Source organism: Cobetia sp. MB87 (assembly GCF_011319755.1).
In the GTDB taxonomy this organism is placed as follows: Bacteria; Pseudomonadota; Gammaproteobacteria; order Pseudomonadales; family Halomonadaceae; genus Cobetia.
Map to the genome: position 1 here is coordinate 18,368 of NZ_VFBC01000001.1, position 16,863 is coordinate 35,230.

General features: G+C 64.2%; 12 protein-coding genes and 3 tRNA genes. 6 read left to right on the top strand and 9 right to left on the bottom strand.

Annotated elements, in window-relative coordinates; all coding sequences use genetic code 11:
* Positions 1 to 105 precede the first annotated feature (105 nt).
* Positions 106 to 543, bottom strand: a complete 438-nt coding sequence (locus CDPAHKCJ_RS00105) for a universal stress protein (RefSeq protein WP_166017785.1) — start codon at positions 541 to 543, stop codon at positions 106 to 108.
* Positions 544 to 1,150: 607 nt separating this feature from the next.
* Positions 1,151 to 1,576, bottom strand: coding sequence for a hypothetical protein (locus CDPAHKCJ_RS00110; protein WP_166017787.1), 426 nt, complete (start codon positions 1,574 to 1,576; stop codon positions 1,151 to 1,153).
* A gap of 120 nt (positions 1,577 to 1,696) precedes the next feature.
* Here CDPAHKCJ_RS00110 and CDPAHKCJ_RS00115 point away from each other — a divergent pair, with 120 nt between their 5' ends.
* Positions 1,697 to 2,851: a PatB family C-S lyase gene (locus tag CDPAHKCJ_RS00115; RefSeq protein WP_166017789.1), complete on the top strand. Its 1,155-nt coding sequence runs from the start codon at positions 1,697 to 1,699 to the stop codon at positions 2,849 to 2,851.
* A 565-nt stretch (positions 2,852 to 3,416) separates the two neighbouring features.
* Here CDPAHKCJ_RS00115 and CDPAHKCJ_RS00120 read toward each other — a convergent pair.
* The 5 genes from CDPAHKCJ_RS00120 to CDPAHKCJ_RS00140 all read right to left on the bottom strand — a co-directional run bounded on the left by CDPAHKCJ_RS00120 (position 3,417) and on the right by CDPAHKCJ_RS00140 (position 5,480).
* A complete protein-coding gene (locus CDPAHKCJ_RS00120; RefSeq protein WP_166017791.1) occupies positions 3,417 to 4,382 on the bottom strand; it encodes a tetratricopeptide repeat protein in 966 nt (321 codons plus the stop codon).
* Positions 4,383 to 4,516: 134 nt separating this feature from the next.
* Positions 4,517 to 4,996: an EVE domain-containing protein gene (locus CDPAHKCJ_RS00125; RefSeq protein WP_166017793.1), complete on the bottom strand. Its 480-nt coding sequence runs from the start codon at positions 4,994 to 4,996 to the stop codon at positions 4,517 to 4,519.
* A gap of 158 nt (positions 4,997 to 5,154) precedes the next feature.
* Positions 5,155 to 5,231: transfer RNA gene (locus CDPAHKCJ_RS00130), tRNA-Met, on the bottom strand.
* Positions 5,232 to 5,274: 43 nt separating this feature from the next.
* Positions 5,275 to 5,351: transfer RNA gene (locus CDPAHKCJ_RS00135), tRNA-Met, on the bottom strand.
* A 52-nt stretch (positions 5,352 to 5,403) separates the two neighbouring features.
* Positions 5,404 to 5,480 (bottom strand) — tRNA-Met (locus tag CDPAHKCJ_RS00140).
* Between the two features lie 370 nt (positions 5,481 to 5,850).
* Between CDPAHKCJ_RS00140 and phbB the strand changes: the two genes are divergently transcribed.
* Positions 5,851 to 6,597, top strand: a complete 747-nt coding sequence (gene phbB, locus CDPAHKCJ_RS00145; protein WP_166017794.1) for an acetoacetyl-CoA reductase — start codon at positions 5,851 to 5,853, stop codon at positions 6,595 to 6,597.
* 151 nt (positions 6,598 to 6,748) lie between these two features.
* On the opposite strand, the gene CDPAHKCJ_RS00150 is transcribed toward phbB, so the two are convergent.
* Positions 6,749 to 9,601 carry a DUF349 domain-containing protein gene (locus tag CDPAHKCJ_RS00150; protein ID WP_166017797.1) on the bottom strand — a complete coding sequence of 951 codons (2,853 nt, stop codon included), beginning with the start codon at positions 9,599 to 9,601 and terminating at the stop codon, positions 6,749 to 6,751.
* A gap of 524 nt (positions 9,602 to 10,125) precedes the next feature.
* Between CDPAHKCJ_RS00150 and minC the strand changes: the two genes are divergently transcribed.
* The 4 genes from minC to sbcB all read left to right on the top strand — a co-directional run bounded on the left by minC (position 10,126) and on the right by sbcB (position 13,684).
* On the top strand, positions 10,126 to 10,884 hold the full coding sequence (gene minC, locus CDPAHKCJ_RS00155) for a septum site-determining protein MinC (protein ID WP_166017798.1): 759 nt from the start codon (positions 10,126 to 10,128) through the stop codon (positions 10,882 to 10,884).
* Between the two features lie 82 nt (positions 10,885 to 10,966).
* A complete protein-coding gene (minD, locus tag CDPAHKCJ_RS00160) occupies positions 10,967 to 11,785 on the top strand; it encodes a septum site-determining protein MinD (RefSeq protein ID WP_054557277.1) in 819 nt (272 codons plus the stop codon).
* Positions 11,782 to 12,042 (top strand): cell division topological specificity factor MinE, encoded by a 261-nt coding sequence (gene minE / locus CDPAHKCJ_RS00165; protein WP_043336475.1) that lies wholly within the window; start codon positions 11,782 to 11,784, stop codon positions 12,040 to 12,042. Before minD ends, minE begins: the two co-directional genes overlap by 4 nt.
* A 166-nt stretch (positions 12,043 to 12,208) precedes the next feature.
* Entirely contained in the window at positions 12,209 to 13,684 is a 1,476-nt protein-coding gene (gene sbcB / locus CDPAHKCJ_RS00170; protein ID WP_166017800.1) for an exodeoxyribonuclease I, read from the top strand.
* Positions 13,685 to 13,848: 164 nt separating this feature from the next.
* Here the strand turns inward: sbcB and CDPAHKCJ_RS00175 are convergent, their stop codons facing one another.
* A complete protein-coding gene (locus CDPAHKCJ_RS00175) occupies positions 13,849 to 16,833 on the bottom strand; it encodes an insulinase family protein (RefSeq protein WP_240916582.1) in 2,985 nt (994 codons plus the stop codon).
* Positions 16,834 to 16,863 lie beyond the last annotated feature (30 nt).

The following is a 16,863-nucleotide window of genomic DNA, read 5'->3' on the forward strand; positions in this document are numbered from 1 at the left end:
GGGCCAGGGAGCGGAATCGACTCATGAGAGGTAACCTCGAAAAGCGAATTGTCGTTATTGTCGGGTGCGAATCTCTGCAGGCGGCTGGTGCGGGAGGCGCCTGTCTCAGGGAACGATGGTGACGGGCACCGAGGCCTCTTGAATCAGATGGGCGGTCACGCTGCCGAAGATGCGTGAGCGGACACTTTCCCCCTTGCGGCCGACGATGATCTGCTCGGCATTCACCTCACGCGCCAGCAGGCTGAGAATCTCGGCGGCATCGCCGTGGCGAACACGCCCCTCGACCTGATAGCCCTCCTTTTCCAGCTCGCTGATGGCAGGCGTCAGCACACGCTCGCGGGCCAGCTTTATCTCGCTCTCGCGGCGGCTGGCACGCTGGGCGTTCTCCTCCGGCGTGTTGAAGCTGTAGGGCGACCATTCGACCACGTAGCAGAGAATGATCCTGGTTTCCGCGCCCACCAGAGAGGCGACGCGCTTGGCATAGGCAATGGCACTGTCGCCGCCCGGGGTTCCATCCAGTCCGACAATCAGGGAGGTGGTCATTGAGCTTCTCCTGAAGCTTGCTGGTCGTCGTGTCGCGCCAGCGGATTCTTGTTGAATTACCGTTTCGTTGCGGTTGAAAGAACTTTACTCCTCGCTCACACAAGAAATCCCTTCGGGCGTATCGCTTCACAAAACGATGATTAAACGAAATGACGTCAGTTAGGCGTTGACGAGTTTCAGGTTTCCACTACGCCATTAGCTGGTGGTGAGAAGATTCGCTGAGAAGACTGCTACCCATGACTGTCAGCGATGCCGAGAGCGGGACGATCTGCCCTTTGAGAATGTCAGCAGGGTCACCGCCAGAGTCGCTGTCAGTCGCAGCGGATGAGCGGGCGTGAAGAGGATGTGACCCGGGAGTGACGCAGGGGCAAGGAGAAGGAGCCGCAAGGAGAAGGGCCGGCAAGGAGGGTGCGGGCAGAGATAGAGCACAGCGGGCAGGAATGGGCGGAAGCGGACAGGAGAATAGAGCGGGCTATAGAGGGTAAGCAGAGTAGAAGAGAGGGCGGTGAGGGAGGTGAGGGAGGTGAGGGAGGTGAGCAGAGTAGAGAAGAGAGAAACGCAGCGCTGCTCACCATCAGCGCTGCGGACGCTCGACAATCGAGCGCGGCTAGATGAGCCGCTGGTGCGTCAGGTCTTGCCAGGCGGCTTCGATGGGCCAGGCCAGCGGCTGGCGCAGATGTTCCGGTAATGCCATCAGAGCGGCCGTGGGACTGTCGTGTTCGCGCATGCGCAACCAGCAATAGGCCCAGGCGCAGGCGTCCTCCGGCCCCTGCGGCACCGGGCGTGCCGGCATCTGCATCAACAGGAAAAGCGCTGCCTTGGGTGCCCATAGCGGCGCACCGCCCTCTGCGGCCCACTGCTCCAGCGTCTCGCCATCGGGATTGCTGGCGGGCTGGCCTAGACTTGCAACGCGCGCGGTATCGGCCAGCAGCACGGCGAGACGCTCGCTGTCGCCGCGGCCATGGGTCAGCCAGGCGCGCAACAGACCGGGCAGCCCGCGCTGGGCCTGTGGGTAAAAGGTGTCTTCAGACATGCACAAAGCCTTATGCTGTAGTTGGTCCACAGGTATTCTTCTTGCCGCCCTTGGGCGGCGTGAGTCGAGCGCACTGCTCGCGTTGCCTGCCAAATTTGCCCGCCACAGGGAGACTTCATCTTGCCATTCGATTTCATCACCCCGCTCGATCGACGCCAGTATCCCTCCCAGAAGTGGGATCGCTACGCCTCGGACGTCATGCCCCTCTGGATTGCCGACATGGACTTCAGCGCCCCGCCCGCCGTGACGCGAGCGCTGGCCGAGCGAGTGGCACATCCGGTCTACGGCTATGCCAAGCCGTCGGAGAGCCTCGATGACAGCCTGTGTGACTGGAGTCGCGAGCATTATGGCTGGGAGGTGCCGCGTGACGCCATCGTCTGGCTGCCGGGCGTGGTGCCGGCCTTGCACCTGGCCAGTCTGGCATTGACCTCTCCCGGCGCGGGTGTGGTCACGACGACCCCGATCTACCCGCCCTTCCTCAAGGTGGCCCAGAAGACCGGGCGACTGGCGCAGATGGCACCGCTTGCTGAGCCCGAGACGCAAGGCGGCCCCTGGCGTCTGGATCTGGAGGCCCTGGAAGCGGCCATCACGCCCGAGACCGAGCTGCTGCTATGGTGTCACCCGCACAATCCTACCGGCCGCGTCTGGCGCGAGGAAGAGCTCGAGGCGCTGGCGGAGCTGGTCGAGCGTCACGATCTGCTGGTGGTCTCCGACGAGCTGCATGCTGATCTGGTCGTGGACCCGACGGCCCGCCATATTCCGCTGGCCAGCCTGAGCGAGCGACTGGCGGCGCGCTGCGTGACCCTGTGGGCGCCCTCCAAGACCTTCAACACCGCCGGGCTTACGTTCGCCTGCGCGGTGATCACCGATCCCAAGCTGCGTGCACGCTTCACCGGCGCCGCCAATGGCTTGATGCCCGATACCAATGTGCTGGGCATGGCCGCGACCGAAGCGGCGTGGCGCGAGGGTGAGCCGTGGCGTCAGGAGTTGCTGAGCGTGCTGCGTGACAATCTCGATCTGCTGGAAAGCCATGTGGCACGCTGGGACGGCGTCAGCATGTCGCGCCCGCAGGCCACCTATCTGGCCTGGCTCGATATGCGCAAGGCAGGGCTTGGAGAGTCTCCGCAGCAGACCCTGCTCGAGGAATGCGATGTCGCGCTTTCCGATGGTGCCGACTTTGGCTGGCCGGGCTTCGTGCGCTTGAACTACGCCACCACGCGTGTCCAGCTGGAGCAGGCGCTGCAGCAGATGGACGAGCGCCTGCAGAAAGGTTGAGGTTGCTAAAGAGAGCCGGAGTTGATCTGGGTCAGCCTGGGGCGTTTCGTTGGCAGCTATCTCTCATTGCAAACTTGAATTGAGAATCATTATCGTCAACTCTGAAGACAGGCCGCTCATCGGGAGGGGCTTGTCATCAGGAGATGCGACGATGAGACATGAGGTGGCAGAGACGCCGCGACAGGGGCGGCCAGCAAGCAGGGATGCAGGCGTGACGGCCTGTCGTGAATGGTGTTGTCAGGGCGGGAGCCTGCGCCTGGCGCGTTCATCGCCGCCATCTTCCCGCTGTCGTGCACCTGCGGCGTCATCTGCCACCCCGTCTGCGCCAGACGCCATGAAGTCTGCGGGCCAGGAGCTTGAGGTGGACTTTCCGCCCAGCGTGCGCGAATCGCGTGCTCGCCCCTCGCTTCTCAAGGGCTGGAGCCGTCGTTAGCCCTTGAATCGGCGCGACGGCTGGCCCTCGATGACAAGGCCCCGCTTCCTTTACCGGAGGCGGGGCCTTGTCGTCTGCGTGGCAGTTCAGCTCATCAAGACTGTCAGCAGTACGAGACACTCATCAGCACGATCAGTACATCAGAGCGAACAGCTGGCGGCGGAAGCGCACGGTCAACTCATGGGTGGCGCCGAGAGCATCGAAGACACGCAGCAGCGTCTTGCGTGCCAGATCCTCGCCGTACTGGCGGTCGGTCTTCACCAGACTGATCAGGGCATCCAGCGCCAGTTCGTAGTGGCCATCCGCCAGATCGCGCATGGCGCGCTGGTAGCGGGCTTCGCTGTCGTCCCGCTCGATCATCGCCTGCACCTCTTCGGGAGAGGGAGCCTCGGCGATGAAGTCGATGCGCGCACGTACGCCACGCGCCTGGGCGCCGTCACGGTCTTCCGGCTTGAGGGAGTCCAGCAGCTGACGGGCTTCTTCACCATTGCCCTCGGCGACCAGCACCGAGGCGAGGTGGATGCGGTATTCCGGTGTGTCGGGGGATTCCTGCGCCAGTTGCTGATACAGCGCCTTGGCGGTGACGAGGTCACCGCTTTCCAGCGCAGTAGCTGCCTGCTCTGAAAGGCTGGGGCCTGCCCCTGCCGCCGGTTGGACCTTGTGCTGCTCGAGGAACTGGCGAATCTCGGCTTCCGGACGCGCGCCGGTGAAGTTGCCTGCCAGGCCGCCCTGGATGACCAGCTTGACGTCCGGCACCGAGCGCACGCCCAGTTGGGCGGCGATGTCCTGCTGCTCCTCGGCGTTCAGCTTGGCCAGGATGAAGCCGCCCGCATATTCACGTGCCAGCTTCTCGAGGATCGGTGTCAGGACGAGGCAATGTTCGCTCTGCGGCGACCAGCAATCCAGCAGTACCGGCACTTGCTGTGAGGCTTCCAGTACCTGCTGAAGATTGCTCATGTCCACATCGATGATGTAGGTGTTGGCGTCTTCTGCCTGGCGAGGTGCACTGGCGGCATCGCCGCCGACCACCCCTTGTGGCTGGGCGGCGGTGGTGTCATTGCCGGTCAGTGGCTGGCCGGTATTGGGATCGATGATCATGGTGCATGCCCCGAAATTCTGTCTGCGATTCAAGGCTCGCGCGCGAGCCGGTTGGCCTGATGATGCGGCCCGTCGCAGTGGAGTTCAAGGCGCTGCCGGACACTTCCTCACGTGCGCGCCCCGGACGCGTCGGTTCATGGCAGCAGGGTGTCGCCGGCCAGGCTGGCGATGCAGGCAGCTTCGCTCTCGCTGAGCGGCATCACGGACAGGCGTGCACGGCGCACCAGGTGGCTGTCCGCCAGCTCGGGCCGGGCCTTCAGGCGCGCGATGGGCAGGGAGTTGCGCAGCGGGCGAAGGTAGCTCAGACGCGGGGCGACCCAGCGTGGAGGCTTGTCGGCATCGATGTCCGCCACCTGACGTGGGTCGAAGCCCTTGTGCTCGGGGTCACTGGCCGTCGGGTCGGGCAGGGCGAGTTCGCTGACGACAGCCAGTCCGACCACTGCAGGTACCTTGCAGCTGGAGTGCTGGATGAGCACGACATCACCGAGCTGCATCTCGCGCAGGAAGTTGCGCGCCTGATAGTTGCGCACGCCATCCCATAGCGCCGGTGATTCGCGGCGCAGGTCATCCAGCGAGAAGGCATCGGGTTCGGTCTTGACCAGCCAGTGACGCATGCAGGCACTCCCTTGGGGCTGACGTGATGAGTGGGAAGGTGATGGGCGTTGAGAAAGGGACAAGCGAGGTCCGGGCGCTGGCCTCAGCGATATCCTCGCACAGGAATTTCACGTATACGAAAAAGGCCTGATGCATGGCATCAGGCCTTTCGAATTCTTGGTAGCGGGGACCGGATTTGAACCGATGACCTTCGGGTTATGAGCCCGACGAGCTACCAGACTGCTCCACCCCGCAACACTGGGTACTGCCTTTGCTCCAACTCTGACGCATCAGAGGTTGGTAGCGGGAACCGGATTTGAACCGATGACCTTCGGGTTATGAGCCCGACGAGCTACCAGACTGCTCCATCCCGCAACATCACGTTGGTGTCTGACCGGCAATTGCCTGATGGGCAACGACTTGTCAGTGGTAGCGGGGACCGGATTTGAACCGATGACCTTCGGGTTATGAGCCCGACGAGCTACCAGACTGCTCCACCCCGCATCAACGTGGGGCGTAGTATAAGGATATACAGTGCTGCGTCAACCGTTATCCCGTAATTGGCGCAAACTTCTCGTGCCCGGTGAGTCGTCACCAACCCGTCTGCGTGCCTCGAGCGATTATCGGCATCTTGTGTGAGAGATCTGCTACATACATTCCCGCTGCATCCTGTCCATACTGAGGAGGACGCGCCTCGCGCAGGCGGATGGCAGGCGTCACAGAGTGCACGATTGTCATCAGGCTGTTAGAGACGCGGGTCATTGTTGTCGTTGCAGGCATTCTCGTTTTCTCAGGGCGGGGGTGTCCGCAGATTCGCCAAGCTGTGCCCAAGCCAAGGACACAGGACGTTCCAGGATTAGGGAGACACAATAAGATGACTCAAACAGCACCCGTCGCATGGGTTACCGGTGGTACCGGTGGCATTGGTTCCGCCATCTGCCGCGAGCTGGCGAACCAGGGGTATCAGGTAATTGCGGGTTACAGGAACAAGGAAAAGGCAGAGGGGTGGCTGACGGAACAGCGCGCTGCCGGGTTCGAGAACATCGCACTGTCCGGCATCGAGCTGGACAACTTCGAAGCCTGTCAGGCAGGCGTCAACGAAATCCGCGAGCGCTTCGGTCCGATCGCGGTACTGGTCAACTGCGCCGGCATCACGCGTGATACCTCCATGCGCAAGATGAGCTATGAGCAGTGGCGCGAAGTCATCAACTGCAACCTCGACAGTGTCTTCAATACCTGCCGTGCCGTCATCAATGACATGCTGGAGCACAAGTACGGCCGCATCGTGAACATCTCCTCCATCAATGGCCGCAAGGGCCAGTTCGGTCAGGTCAACTACTCGGCCGCCAAGGCGGGCATGCATGGCCTGACCATGGCACTGGCGCAGGAAACCGCGACCAAGGGCATCACCGTCAACACCCTGTCGCCGGGCTATATCGCCACCGACATGATCATGAAGATCCCCGAAGAGATCCGTGAATCGATCCGCGAGACCATCCCGGTCAAGCGCTACGGTCAGCCGGATGAGATCGCACGCGCGGTTGCCTTCCTGGCCGACGAGAAATCCGGCTTCATCACCGGTGCCAACCTGGACATCAATGGCGGCCAGTTCATGGGCTGATGCTCTGTCATAGCGCGAGCCAGAGCAGGGTTGGCACCCGGCCCCGCCTGGCGAGAGAATGAAAAAGCCCCCGTCTCGAGAGAGGCGGGGGCTTTTCGTTGCCATGGCTTCAGTCTTGCGAGCGCGTCGTTACTCGTTCAGGCGTGCTGGCTCAGTGATTGAACAGCGCATCGAAGCGTGGCAGCTCGGTCTGCCAGGCGTCCCAGTCCAGCGGACCGTTGGCGAGCAGCGCATCCAGCACCTCATCCAGCTCTTCTTCACGCTCCATACGCTCACCCAGCTGCTGGTTGATGCGCGCGACCTGCACGGTCAGGCGACGTGATTCATCTTCGCTGCCCAGCGGGGCCTCGAACAGAATGGCCAGGTGAACACGCAGCTCGGCCAGGCGCTCGTTGGCAGCGCTGCAGTTGCTCGGCAGGGCCTGGCGCATCTGGTTGCGCGCCGCATTGGCCTGACGGCTGTTGTCGTCGAAGGCCGAGGTGTTCGGCAGCTCGACATCCTGCACGTCGCCGTTGCGCGCGCTGGCATCCGCCACGGCGTGCTGCTCGAGCAGATCACGCCATTGCTGCCATTCCTCGCGCAATTGCAGGGCGTGCAGTTCATCCAGACGCTGCTCGCGACGCTTGAGAATGCCGGTCCAGCGACGACGCATGCCGTCGCCCCGCTTGCCACGCGGAAGCGGGCCGAGGGTGTCGGCTTCCTTCAGGGCGTCATCGAGCAGGGCAGCGTCTTCCAGCGTCTCCGGCTCCCAGTTGTCGAGGCGCTCGATCAGCGCCTGCCACTGATCCAGGCGGGCCTGCTCGCGGCTGTCGCGGTCTTCGCGGTCCTGATCGCGTGCGGCGAAGATACGATCGCACGCCGCGCGGAAGGCGGCCCACAGGCGTTGTTCTTCGCCCTTGGGCGCGCGGCCCATCTCGCGCCAGCGACTCTGCAGTGCCTTGGCCTGTTCGGCGCGGGCACGTGCCGGCGAGTCCTCATTGGCCAGCGCCTCGACGGCGTCGACCAGTGCCTGCTTGGCGGCGGCGATCTGGCCTGCACGGCTGTCGATCAGCCCCTGCAATGCGGTCAGCGCCTCACCGAAGCGATGCGACAGCTGGCGACCGGGGCCCGCGGGCACCGGCGTGTGGCGACGCCATTCCTCACGGGCGCGATCACGGATCTGGCGCAGGGAGTCGGGGTCGGCATCATCCATGGCGTGGCCGTTGAGCGATTCGAGTTGCTCGCAGAGCGCTTCGCGCATGGCCAGATTGTGTTCACGCAGCTGCTTGCGCGATTCACGGTAATCCCGCAGGCGCAGCTTGATGGCGTCAGAGGCGGTGCGGAAGGCCTGGCTGGCATCGCGGCTGGCGGCCGCATCACCCAGCTCACGCCATTGCTGAATCAGCTGCTGATGCTGGCGGTCACGCTGCTCATCGCTGATGTCTTCGCGCTCGCTCAGGGTGGTGATGGCCTCGAGCAGCTGCTCGCGCTTGGGCGCCGCGACGAAGTTCTGCCAGTCACGGAGTTCCGCGACACGCGCGCCCAGCTGGCGCAGGCGTGTCTGGCGGGCATTGTCGAGCTGGCCTTCGGTGCGATCGCGCAGCGAGCGATGCAGACGGCTGGCCGGCTTGAGCTTGCCGGCGTCGAGATCCGCTTCCAGGCGTGCCAGTTCGGCATCCAGCGCGTCCAGGTCCAGGCTCGCCTTGCGCGCAGTGCTGTCGGCCTCGCGGGAGGCATCAGCCGACTCGGCGTCTGGCGCAGGGCTGCCATCGACCGCGTCTTGCTCTTGCGCCGCCTCTGTCGGCTCTTCCGGCTGTGCCGCGCTGATCGCCTGACGCACAGCGCTCAGGCTGGCGGTCTGCGGCAGACCCGCAGGCCAGGCCACTTCGCTTTCCAGGCGACGCAGCTGGTCGATGTCATTGTCGATCAGCGCGGCATCCAGCTCGCCCTGGCACAGCTGATGGCGATGCCAGGCGTCGAGTGCATCCTGCAGCTGCTGTTGCAGGCGCTGCTGACGTTCGAGCAGTTCGGCCGGGGCCGAGAACTGGTCGGTCAGCTCGCGCCAGCGCTCTCCCTGCAGGCGGCGTTGGGCCTGCAGGCTGGCGAAGTCGTGATCATTGACGCAGTCGCGGCTGTAGAGGTCTTCCCTCGCCTGGTCCACGGCGCTGAGAATCTCTTCCAGGTGCGTATTGAGGTTGGCGCTCAGACGCTCATGGGCGCGAATGGCTTCCTCGCGGGCCTCATGGTCGCTGATGACCTTGTGCGCCTGCTGACGTGCCTCTTCGAAGCGCTGCTGGATGTCGTAGTCCGCGGCCGGCAGACGCTCCCACTCGCGCAGCAGCGAGCGGTAACGCGAGGGCACGCTGTCTTCCCATGCCTGACGCGGCAGCTTTTCCATCTGGCGCAGCAGGTTGTCGCGGCTGGCGGCCAGCGCATCGGCCTGCTGGGCATCGGCACGACGCTGAGCGAGGGTGTCGCGCGCCTGACGCTGCACGTGACGATCACGCTTGGCATCACGTACCAGACGCTCGAGACCGGCCTGGCTGGTGATACGGGCGGCAGCGGCATGACGCACGGCAGCGATGGTGTTGTGGCAGGCCTGGTGGATCAGCGCCTCTTCATCTTCCAGACGGCTCAGTGCCGTCAGGCGCAGTTGCTGGTTGTCGCCGCGAGCCGCCACGGCGGACAGCAGCTCGCGATCGTCCAGGCGCGCGACCAGCTGTTCACGGCTCAACAGAGAGGGCGCATCCTGGCCGCCGCTCAAGAGTTCGATCAGGCGCTCGCGTACCAGGCCATCGGCACGGTCGAGCAGTGGCAGCAGACGCTCGGGAGATTGCATGCGCGTCAGGGCGGCATGGCGGACTTCCAGGGCATCATCTTCGAGAATCAGGGTTTCCAGGATCTTGCGCTGGTCTGGAATCTCCGGATCAAGCTGGTCAGTGGCAGCGGAGCGAATGGCAGGGTTGGCGTGTTGCCAGCGAGGAGTGAACAGGCGGCCAGTGAGGCGGGAGAGCAGTCCGGTCATGAGAGAGCGGTTATCCAGGCAAAAATAGAGGGGCGCAACAATTGGCCGCACACTCGGCGGGTGCAATCGGGTGGGCACGACGGAGTGGGCGGAGTGACGGCGCATGAATTTCGTCACCCCGCTATCTTACCAGTCACAGCCCCCTGTTGTGTGGTATCGCATGTCGATCGATGTGCCTTATTGCACGCGCGCGGCGGCGTGCAGGGCGACCGGCGGCGGGTGACAGGTCGACAAGTGAGCCACGTCGTAGGCTCGCGACACCTGACAGTGCCTGCTGCTGGCCGTATCATCAGTTGCAGCACTGTGTTCGCTCACATAGTTTTGTACGTTACCGCTATGCCATTCAGTGTCTGTCATTCATGCTCGGCGCCTATCAAGCAGTCGCTGTGCCGTGTGCGACGGCGAGCTATGTTATTCAGGTGGCCTTTCCCATCGAGGGGCGCCTTGAGGATGCCGTGAACAGCACGGGCATCATCAGGAGTGTCGGAGGGCTTCGACACTCATTACGCAACCGGAGTCAGGTCATGAGTCTCAGTACGGACAGGGCCCCTCAGGCCTTCACCTTCAAGGGCGGCATGCTGCCGATGACGGTCATGGAGCTGGTCAGCGGTGATCCGGAGCAGATCCGTGCTCAGCTGGCCAGCAAGCTCAGCCAGTCGCCGGCCTTCTTTCAACATACGCCGGTGGTGCTGAGCGTCGAGAAGCTCGACGAGCCGCATCTGGCGCTGGAGCGCATCTGTGCCGTCTGCCGTGGCCACAAGCTGCTGCCGGTCGCGGTGCGTGGCGGTGGAGATCCGGTGCGTCAGTCCGCCTGGGCGTTGGGGCTGGGGTGGTTCCCGCCGCAGGAGAATCGCGGGCGCTCCCTCGAGTCCGTGCCGCCGGTGGCCGCTGAGCCGGTCGCCGAGCCTGCCGACACAGTCGCGGACAGCGCGGCCGAGAAAGCGGAGCCAGCCCATGCCAGCAAGGTGTATCGCGGTACGGTGCGCTCGGGCCAGCAGGTCAGCGCACCGGAGGGCGATCTGGTCATCATCGGTGCGGTGAATGCCGGCGCCGAGATCCTGGCCGCCGGCAGCGTGCATATCTATGGCGCTCTGCGTGGCCGCGCGCTGGCCGGTATCCATGGCGATCGCAACGCCAGCATCTACTGCAAGGAACTGCACGCCGAGCTGCTCTCGGTGGCCGGAACCTACAAGCGGCTCGATGACATCGACAACCGCCTGCTGGGTGCCAACGTCGAAGTCGTGCTTGAACACGACCAACTCTGTATCGCACGACTCGGCTGACCCCAGCACTGTGTTCTGAACGATATCCAATATTTACAGGTGATCCTCGCTCGGCGAGGGACTCTCAGCAAGGAAGATACCTTTGGCCAAGATTATCGTAGTGACGTCAGGCAAGGGCGGAGTCGGCAAGACGACCAGCGCCGCCGCCATTGCCACCGGACTGGCTTTGCGCGGCAACAAGACCGTAGTGATCGATTTCGATGTGGGCCTGCGTAACCTGGACCTGATCATGGGCTGCGAGCGCCGTGTGGTCTATGACCTGGTCAACGTCATCCAGGGCGAAGCCAATCTCAAGCAGGCCCTGATCCGCGACAAGCGCATCGACAACCTGCACATCCTTCCGGCCTCCCAGACCCGTGACAAGGACGCGCTGACGCTGGAAGGCGTCGAGAAGGTGCTCGACGCGCTGCGCGAGGAGTTCGACTACGTCATCTGTGACTCGCCGGCCGGTATCGAGCGTGGTGCCCAGCTGGCGATGTACTTCGCTGACGAGGCCGTGGTGGTGACCAATCCGGAAGTCAGCTCGGTACGTGACTCCGACCGCATCATCGGCCTGCTGTCTTCCAAGACACGTCGCGCCGAGAATGGCGACACCCCGGTGCGAGAACACCTGCTGATCACCCGTTACCATCCGGCGCGCGTCACCGGCGGTGACATGCTCAACCTGACCGATATCCAGGAAATCCTGTCGATCCCGCTGATCGGCCTGATTCCGGAATCCGACGCCGTGCTGCGTGCGTCCAACCAGGGTGTGCCGGTCACGCATGACCAGAAGAGCGATGCCGGCCAGGCGTACGTGGATTGCGTGTCCCGCCTGTTGGGCGAGGAAGTGCAGCTGCGTTTCCATGAAGTCGAGAAGCGCGGTCTGCTGGCCAGAATGTTTGGAGGGGGGCGCAAGTGAAATTACTGGATTTTCTGAAGCGAGAGCGCAAGAAGACCGCCAATGTCGCCAAGGAGCGGCTGCAGATCATCGTCGCGCACCAGCGCAGTCAGCGTGATCAGCCGGATTACATGCCGATGCTGGAGCGTGAGCTGCTCGAGGTGATTCGCAAGTATGTGCAGGTCGACCAGGATGCCATCAACATCTCACTGGACCGCGAAGACGACTGCTCGGTGCTGGAACTCAACGTCACTCTGCCGCGCCCCGGCGAGGCCTGAGTTCGCGGGGCGTCGGGTGCCTGCCACCTGAGGCGTTGCCGAGCGTGCACCGCCCGCGACGCCCCGACCCAGCCCATGCCCATTGCCTGCCAGAGCACCGTGCCAGCCTTGCTGGAGACGGTGCTCTGGCACGTTCATTTTTCGACCGCCCGCGTGGAGACATCCTGTGGCAGAGCCCACCTTCCTGTGGCACGACTACGAGACCTTCGGCGCCGACCCGCGCCGTGACCGTCCATCGCAGTTCGCGGCTATCCGTACCGATGCTGACTTCAATGAGATCGGCGAGCCGCTGACCCTCTATTGCAAGCCGGCCGATGACTTCCTGCCCCAGCCGATGGCGTGCCTGATCACCGGCATCACCCCGCAGCAGGCCGAGCGTCGCGGCATTCCTGAGGCCGAGTTCGCCGGGCGCATCAATGACGAGATGAGCGTGCCGGGGACCTGCACGCTGGGCTACAACAGCCTGCGCTTCGATGATGAAGTCAGCCGTCATCTGTTCTACCGCAACTTCCTCGATCCCTACGGACGCGAGTGGCAGAACGGCAATTCGCGCTGGGACCTGATCGATGTCGTGCGCGCCTTCCATGCCCTGCGCCCGGAAGGCATCGAATGGCCCAGGCGAGAAGATGGTGCACCCAGCTTCCGTCTGGAGCACCTGACGGCGGCCAATGGTATCGAGCACGCCGGCGCGCATGACGCGCTGGTGGATGTGCGCGCCACCATCGCGCTGGCACGCCTGCTCAAGTCGCGCAATGCACGGCTGTTCGATTATCTGCTCAAGCTGCGCAACAAGCGCCATGTCGCTAGCCTGCTGGATATCGGTGCACGCAAGCCGATGCTGCACATCTCGCGTCGCTATCCGGCCTCGCGGGCCTGTGGCGCACTGGTGGTACCGCTGGCGGAGCATCCTTCGAATGCCAATGGCGTGATCGTCTATGATCTCTCGGTAGATCCGGCGCCGTTGATGGAGCTGTCACCGGAAGAGATTCATGCCCGTGTCTTCGCCAGTGCCGATGACCTCGCGGAAGGCGAGGAGCGGATTCCGCTCAAGGTCATCCATCTCAACAAGAGTCCGGTACTGCTGCCGGCCAATGCGCTCAAGGATGTGTCCGGGCCGCATGAGGGCGAGTACGGCGAGATCGCCGCACGCTTCAAGATCGACCCCGCCCAATGTCGCGTGCACTGGAAGTGGCTGAAGGACAACGCCGGTGTCGGCGTGAAGGTGGCGCAGGTATTTGCCGAGGCGCCGCCGGCCGGTCCGGCCGATCCGGACCTGATGCTCTACTCCGGTGGCTTCTTCTCGCCCGCGGACCGCAAGGAGATGGAGCGGGTACGCGCCACCCATCCCGAGGCGCTGGACGATACGCCGTTTGCCTTCCAGGATGGTCGGCTCGAGGAGATGCTGTTCCGCTATCGTGCGCGCAGCTACGGCTACACGCTCAACTCCGCCGAGCGCGAACGCTGGGAGCAGTGGCGCTGGGAGCGCATGAACGATGAGCAGGTCGCGAGCCTGACCGTGAAGGGCTTCGTCAGCGAGATCCAGCGGCTGGCCCAGAGCGAACAGGACCCGGACCGCGTGCAGATTCTCGAAGAACTGGCGATGTACGTGGAGGGCATCATGCCGCCGCAGGCCTTCGGCTGATGACGGGCTAGCCGGCCCGTTGTGCTTGCCGGCAAGGCCGTAATGAACAAGACCCCGACGCGGTGATTGAACTGCACCTCGTCGGGGTCTTGTCATTTCAGGCGTCCGTCCGGTGAGGGCCAGCGCCTTGTTTGCCCGTCAAGCCGCTGGCGGGCTGTCGAGACTCAATGCTGAGCATTGCCGCTGGCCTCGGCTGAGGGTGCCGCCAGGGTCGCGCCTGTCTCGGCGCGCGGCGCCTCGGGCAGCGGCGGCAGGTCCAGTTCCGTGAGGCGCTGGTCGAAGTCGCTGGGCGTGCCGGGGTCGAAGGCCAGTTCCAGCGCGCTGGAGTCATTCAGCTGCTGCCAGATGGCGCGGATATCCTGCGCGCTGACCTGCTCGACGGCCGCGACCAGTTGCTGGCGACGGTCGAAGCCTGTCCAGCCGAAGCTCAGCTCGCTCCAGTTGCGCGCTGCCAACTCGGACAGCTTGCGGGGCTTCTGGGTCAGGCTGTCGACGACGGCGTCACGGTAGTTGGCAAGCGCCGCCTCATCCAGCGACTGCACGCGGCTGTCGAAGCGGGTGAGGAAGGCATCCATGCGCGAAAACAGCGTCTTGCTGTCCTTGGACGGCGACTGCACCAGCAGGCTTAGCCCCGGCGCATCGAGCATGGGCGAATAGCGTGCGGAGACGATATAGCCGAGTTGCTCCTCGGTGCGCAGCTGGCTGTAGAAGGGCGCTTCGAGCAGCTGGCCCAGCACCGCGATGCGTGCCTGGGTCTGCAGCGTACGGTCCTTGCCCTGCAGGTAGCGCAGGGCGCCGGCATCGCCGCGTGTGCTGTCCGGGCGCAGCACCGTGTGCTGTGTGACCTGACGCACTTCCAGGTCTGGCACCGCCTCGCGCGTGATGCGCGGCGCAAGCCCGTTGATCACCAGCTGGCCGGTCTCGCGGGCCTGGTCGGCGGTCAGGTTGCCGGTCACCATCGCCTGCACGTGCAGCTTGGCAAGGAAGCGCTTGCGGAAGCTGTCCAGTGACTGGGCGTCGATCTTGTCCAGGGCCGCCAGTTGTTGCTCGGCGGTGCTCGGCAGGCCGACCAGCGTTTCGCTGAGGCTGCGACCCAGGCGCGTGTAGAGCGGTGCCTGAACGCGGTTCTGCAGGCTGCGACGCAGGCGTTGAGTGATGCGCTCCAGGGTGGCGGGGGCCATCTCGCCATTCACCAGCTGGTCGAGCACTTCGCGCATTTCCGGCTGCTGACCATCCCGCCAGCCACTGAACTGCAGCGTGATGCCACGCCCATGGGCATAGACCAGCGCATCCTGCCCGGCCAGACGTGCCGGATACAGACGCGCGTTGAGGCTGTCATTCAGCCACGCCGCCAGCACCTGACTCATGGCCTGATCATCCACCGAGCGACTGACGTCGGGATTGAGCAGGCCGAAGCGCCATTCGGCCTTCGGCACGCCGAAGCTCGCATCGCCCTGATACCAGAGCTCGGCACCGGTCTCGTCGATCAACTGGCTTGGCTTGGCGTCGGGCAGGTCGAGTACGCGGAAGTCCTTGGCCAGATAGGGGTTGGGACTGGGCAGCGCTAGCTGGCTGGCCAGGGTGTCGTCGCCGGCTGTCTGAGCAGCGGCATCCGCCGTCAGGCGCGTCAGGGTGTAGGGCGCCTTGAACCACTCGCCCTGTTGATCCCCCTCCACCTGCGGGCCGGAGTAGACCTCCAGCAGGTTGTCGGGTGTCAGGCGAGCGAGGGTGTCCTGGATCAGGTCCGGGTCGAAGTCATGCATCAGGTAGGGCGCCGCCAGCACGTCCTCGATCGGGTAGCGCGTCATCATCATCGCCAGATTGCTGGCCAGATTGACCGGCGAGCTGCGCTGCTGGAAGCGGAAGCTCTGCTCGCCCAGCTGCGCCTGCTCGGTATAGCGCCAGTCGTTGATGCCCTCAGCGCGGATCAGGGCCAGGTAGTCGAACAGCGCGGCACGGATCTGTGTCTGATGCTGCGCGCCCTCCGGGGTCAGGCTGATGTCGACGCTGAGCAGGGCATGCTCGCCATCACTGAGGCCACCGCCGGCCGAGAGGCCATCTGCCCAGCCCTTGTCCTTGAGCACCGCCAGCAGACTGCCTTCGCCCTCATGGCCGATCAGGTTGGCCAGGTAGCTGACCGGCTGTGAGCGGTAGTGGGCGATCGGATCGTCGATGGGGAACATGAACGACAGCTTGCGCTCCTGCTTGAGCGCCTTGACCTCGAGGCGTGCCGGCAGCTCGTCACCGCTGGCCAGGGGCGTGGTGATCTCGGGGCGCGACAGTCCACGGTCGGGCACATCACTGAAGTTGTCACGGGCCAGCTGTTCGAGCGTTTCCAGCGACTGCGGCCCGACCAGTGACAAGCGCATCACATTGGCGCCGTAGTGAGCCTGATAGAAATCGACCAGCCGTTGGCGCAGGCTACCGGCCTCGGTGTCCTTGAGGGTCTCGAGGCTGCCGACACTGAAGCGGTTGAAGGGGTGTTCCGGGTTGAGGGCCGCTTCGACAGCCTCGTAGATGCGCCGGCCATCGTCCTGCAGGCGTGCCTGATACTCGGAATTGACCGCATGGCGCTCGCGATCCACGTAGTCGGCGTTGAACTGCGGGGCGACGAAGAAGCGCGCAAAGCGCGGCAGTGCCTCCTCGAAGGCATCCGGATCGATATCGAAGAAGTAGTTGGTGTCCTGGCTGGCGGTGAAGGCGTTGTGCTGGCCGCCATGCTTGGTGATGAAGTCCTGGTAGGCATCCGGATCCGGATAGCGATCGGTGCCGAGGAACAGCATGTGTTCCAGGAAGTGCGCCAGCCCCGGGACGTCGTCGGGATCCTGGGCGCTGCCGACTTCGACATCGACGGCGGCGGCGGCCTTGTCGGCCTTGGCATCACTGACCAGCAGGACCTTGAGCCCGTTGTCGAGGGTCAGGCTGCGATAGAGCCGTTGATCATTCTCGCTCTTGATGACGGGGCTGGTCTGCTCGGCTCTGGCGGGCACCGCGCTTGAGGCTGAGTTGGCAGCCGGTGCGAGGGACGATGCGGGTGCAGAACCCGGGCGGGCATCGGCATGGCTGATGGCTGGTGCCAGGCCACTCATGATGATGGCGGCAATGGCCGTGCTCAGTGCAAGAGGGCGAAATCCTGAAGGCAGTGACATCTTCTCTCCTGATTCATGCCACCGCTGCTC

Coding starts and splice junctions, on each gene's coding strand:
- CDPAHKCJ_RS00120 (WP_166017791.1), bottom strand. CDS start 4,382: ATGATCATCGATCCCAATACCGGCCAGCCACTGACCGGCAATGACACC.
- CDPAHKCJ_RS00105 (WP_166017785.1), bottom strand. CDS start 543: ATGACCACCTCCCTGATTGTCGGACTGGATGGAACCCCGGGCGGCGAC.
- CDPAHKCJ_RS00125 (WP_166017793.1), bottom strand. CDS start 4,996: ATGCGTCACTGGCTGGTCAAGACCGAACCCGATGCCTTCTCGCTGGAT.
- CDPAHKCJ_RS00110 (WP_166017787.1), bottom strand. CDS start 1,576: ATGTCTGAAGACACCTTTTACCCACAGGCCCAGCGCGGGCTGCCCGGT.
- phbB (WP_166017794.1), top strand. CDS start 5,851: ATGACTCAAACAGCACCCGTCGCATGGGTTACCGGTGGTACCGGTGGC.
- minC (WP_166017798.1), top strand. CDS start 10,126: ATGAGTCTCAGTACGGACAGGGCCCCTCAGGCCTTCACCTTCAAGGGC.
- CDPAHKCJ_RS00150 (WP_166017797.1), bottom strand. CDS start 9,601: ATGACCGGACTGCTCTCCCGCCTCACTGGCCGCCTGTTCACTCCTCGC.
- CDPAHKCJ_RS00175 (WP_240916582.1), bottom strand. CDS start 16,833: ATGTCACTGCCTTCAGGATTTCGCCCTCTTGCACTGAGCACGGCCATT.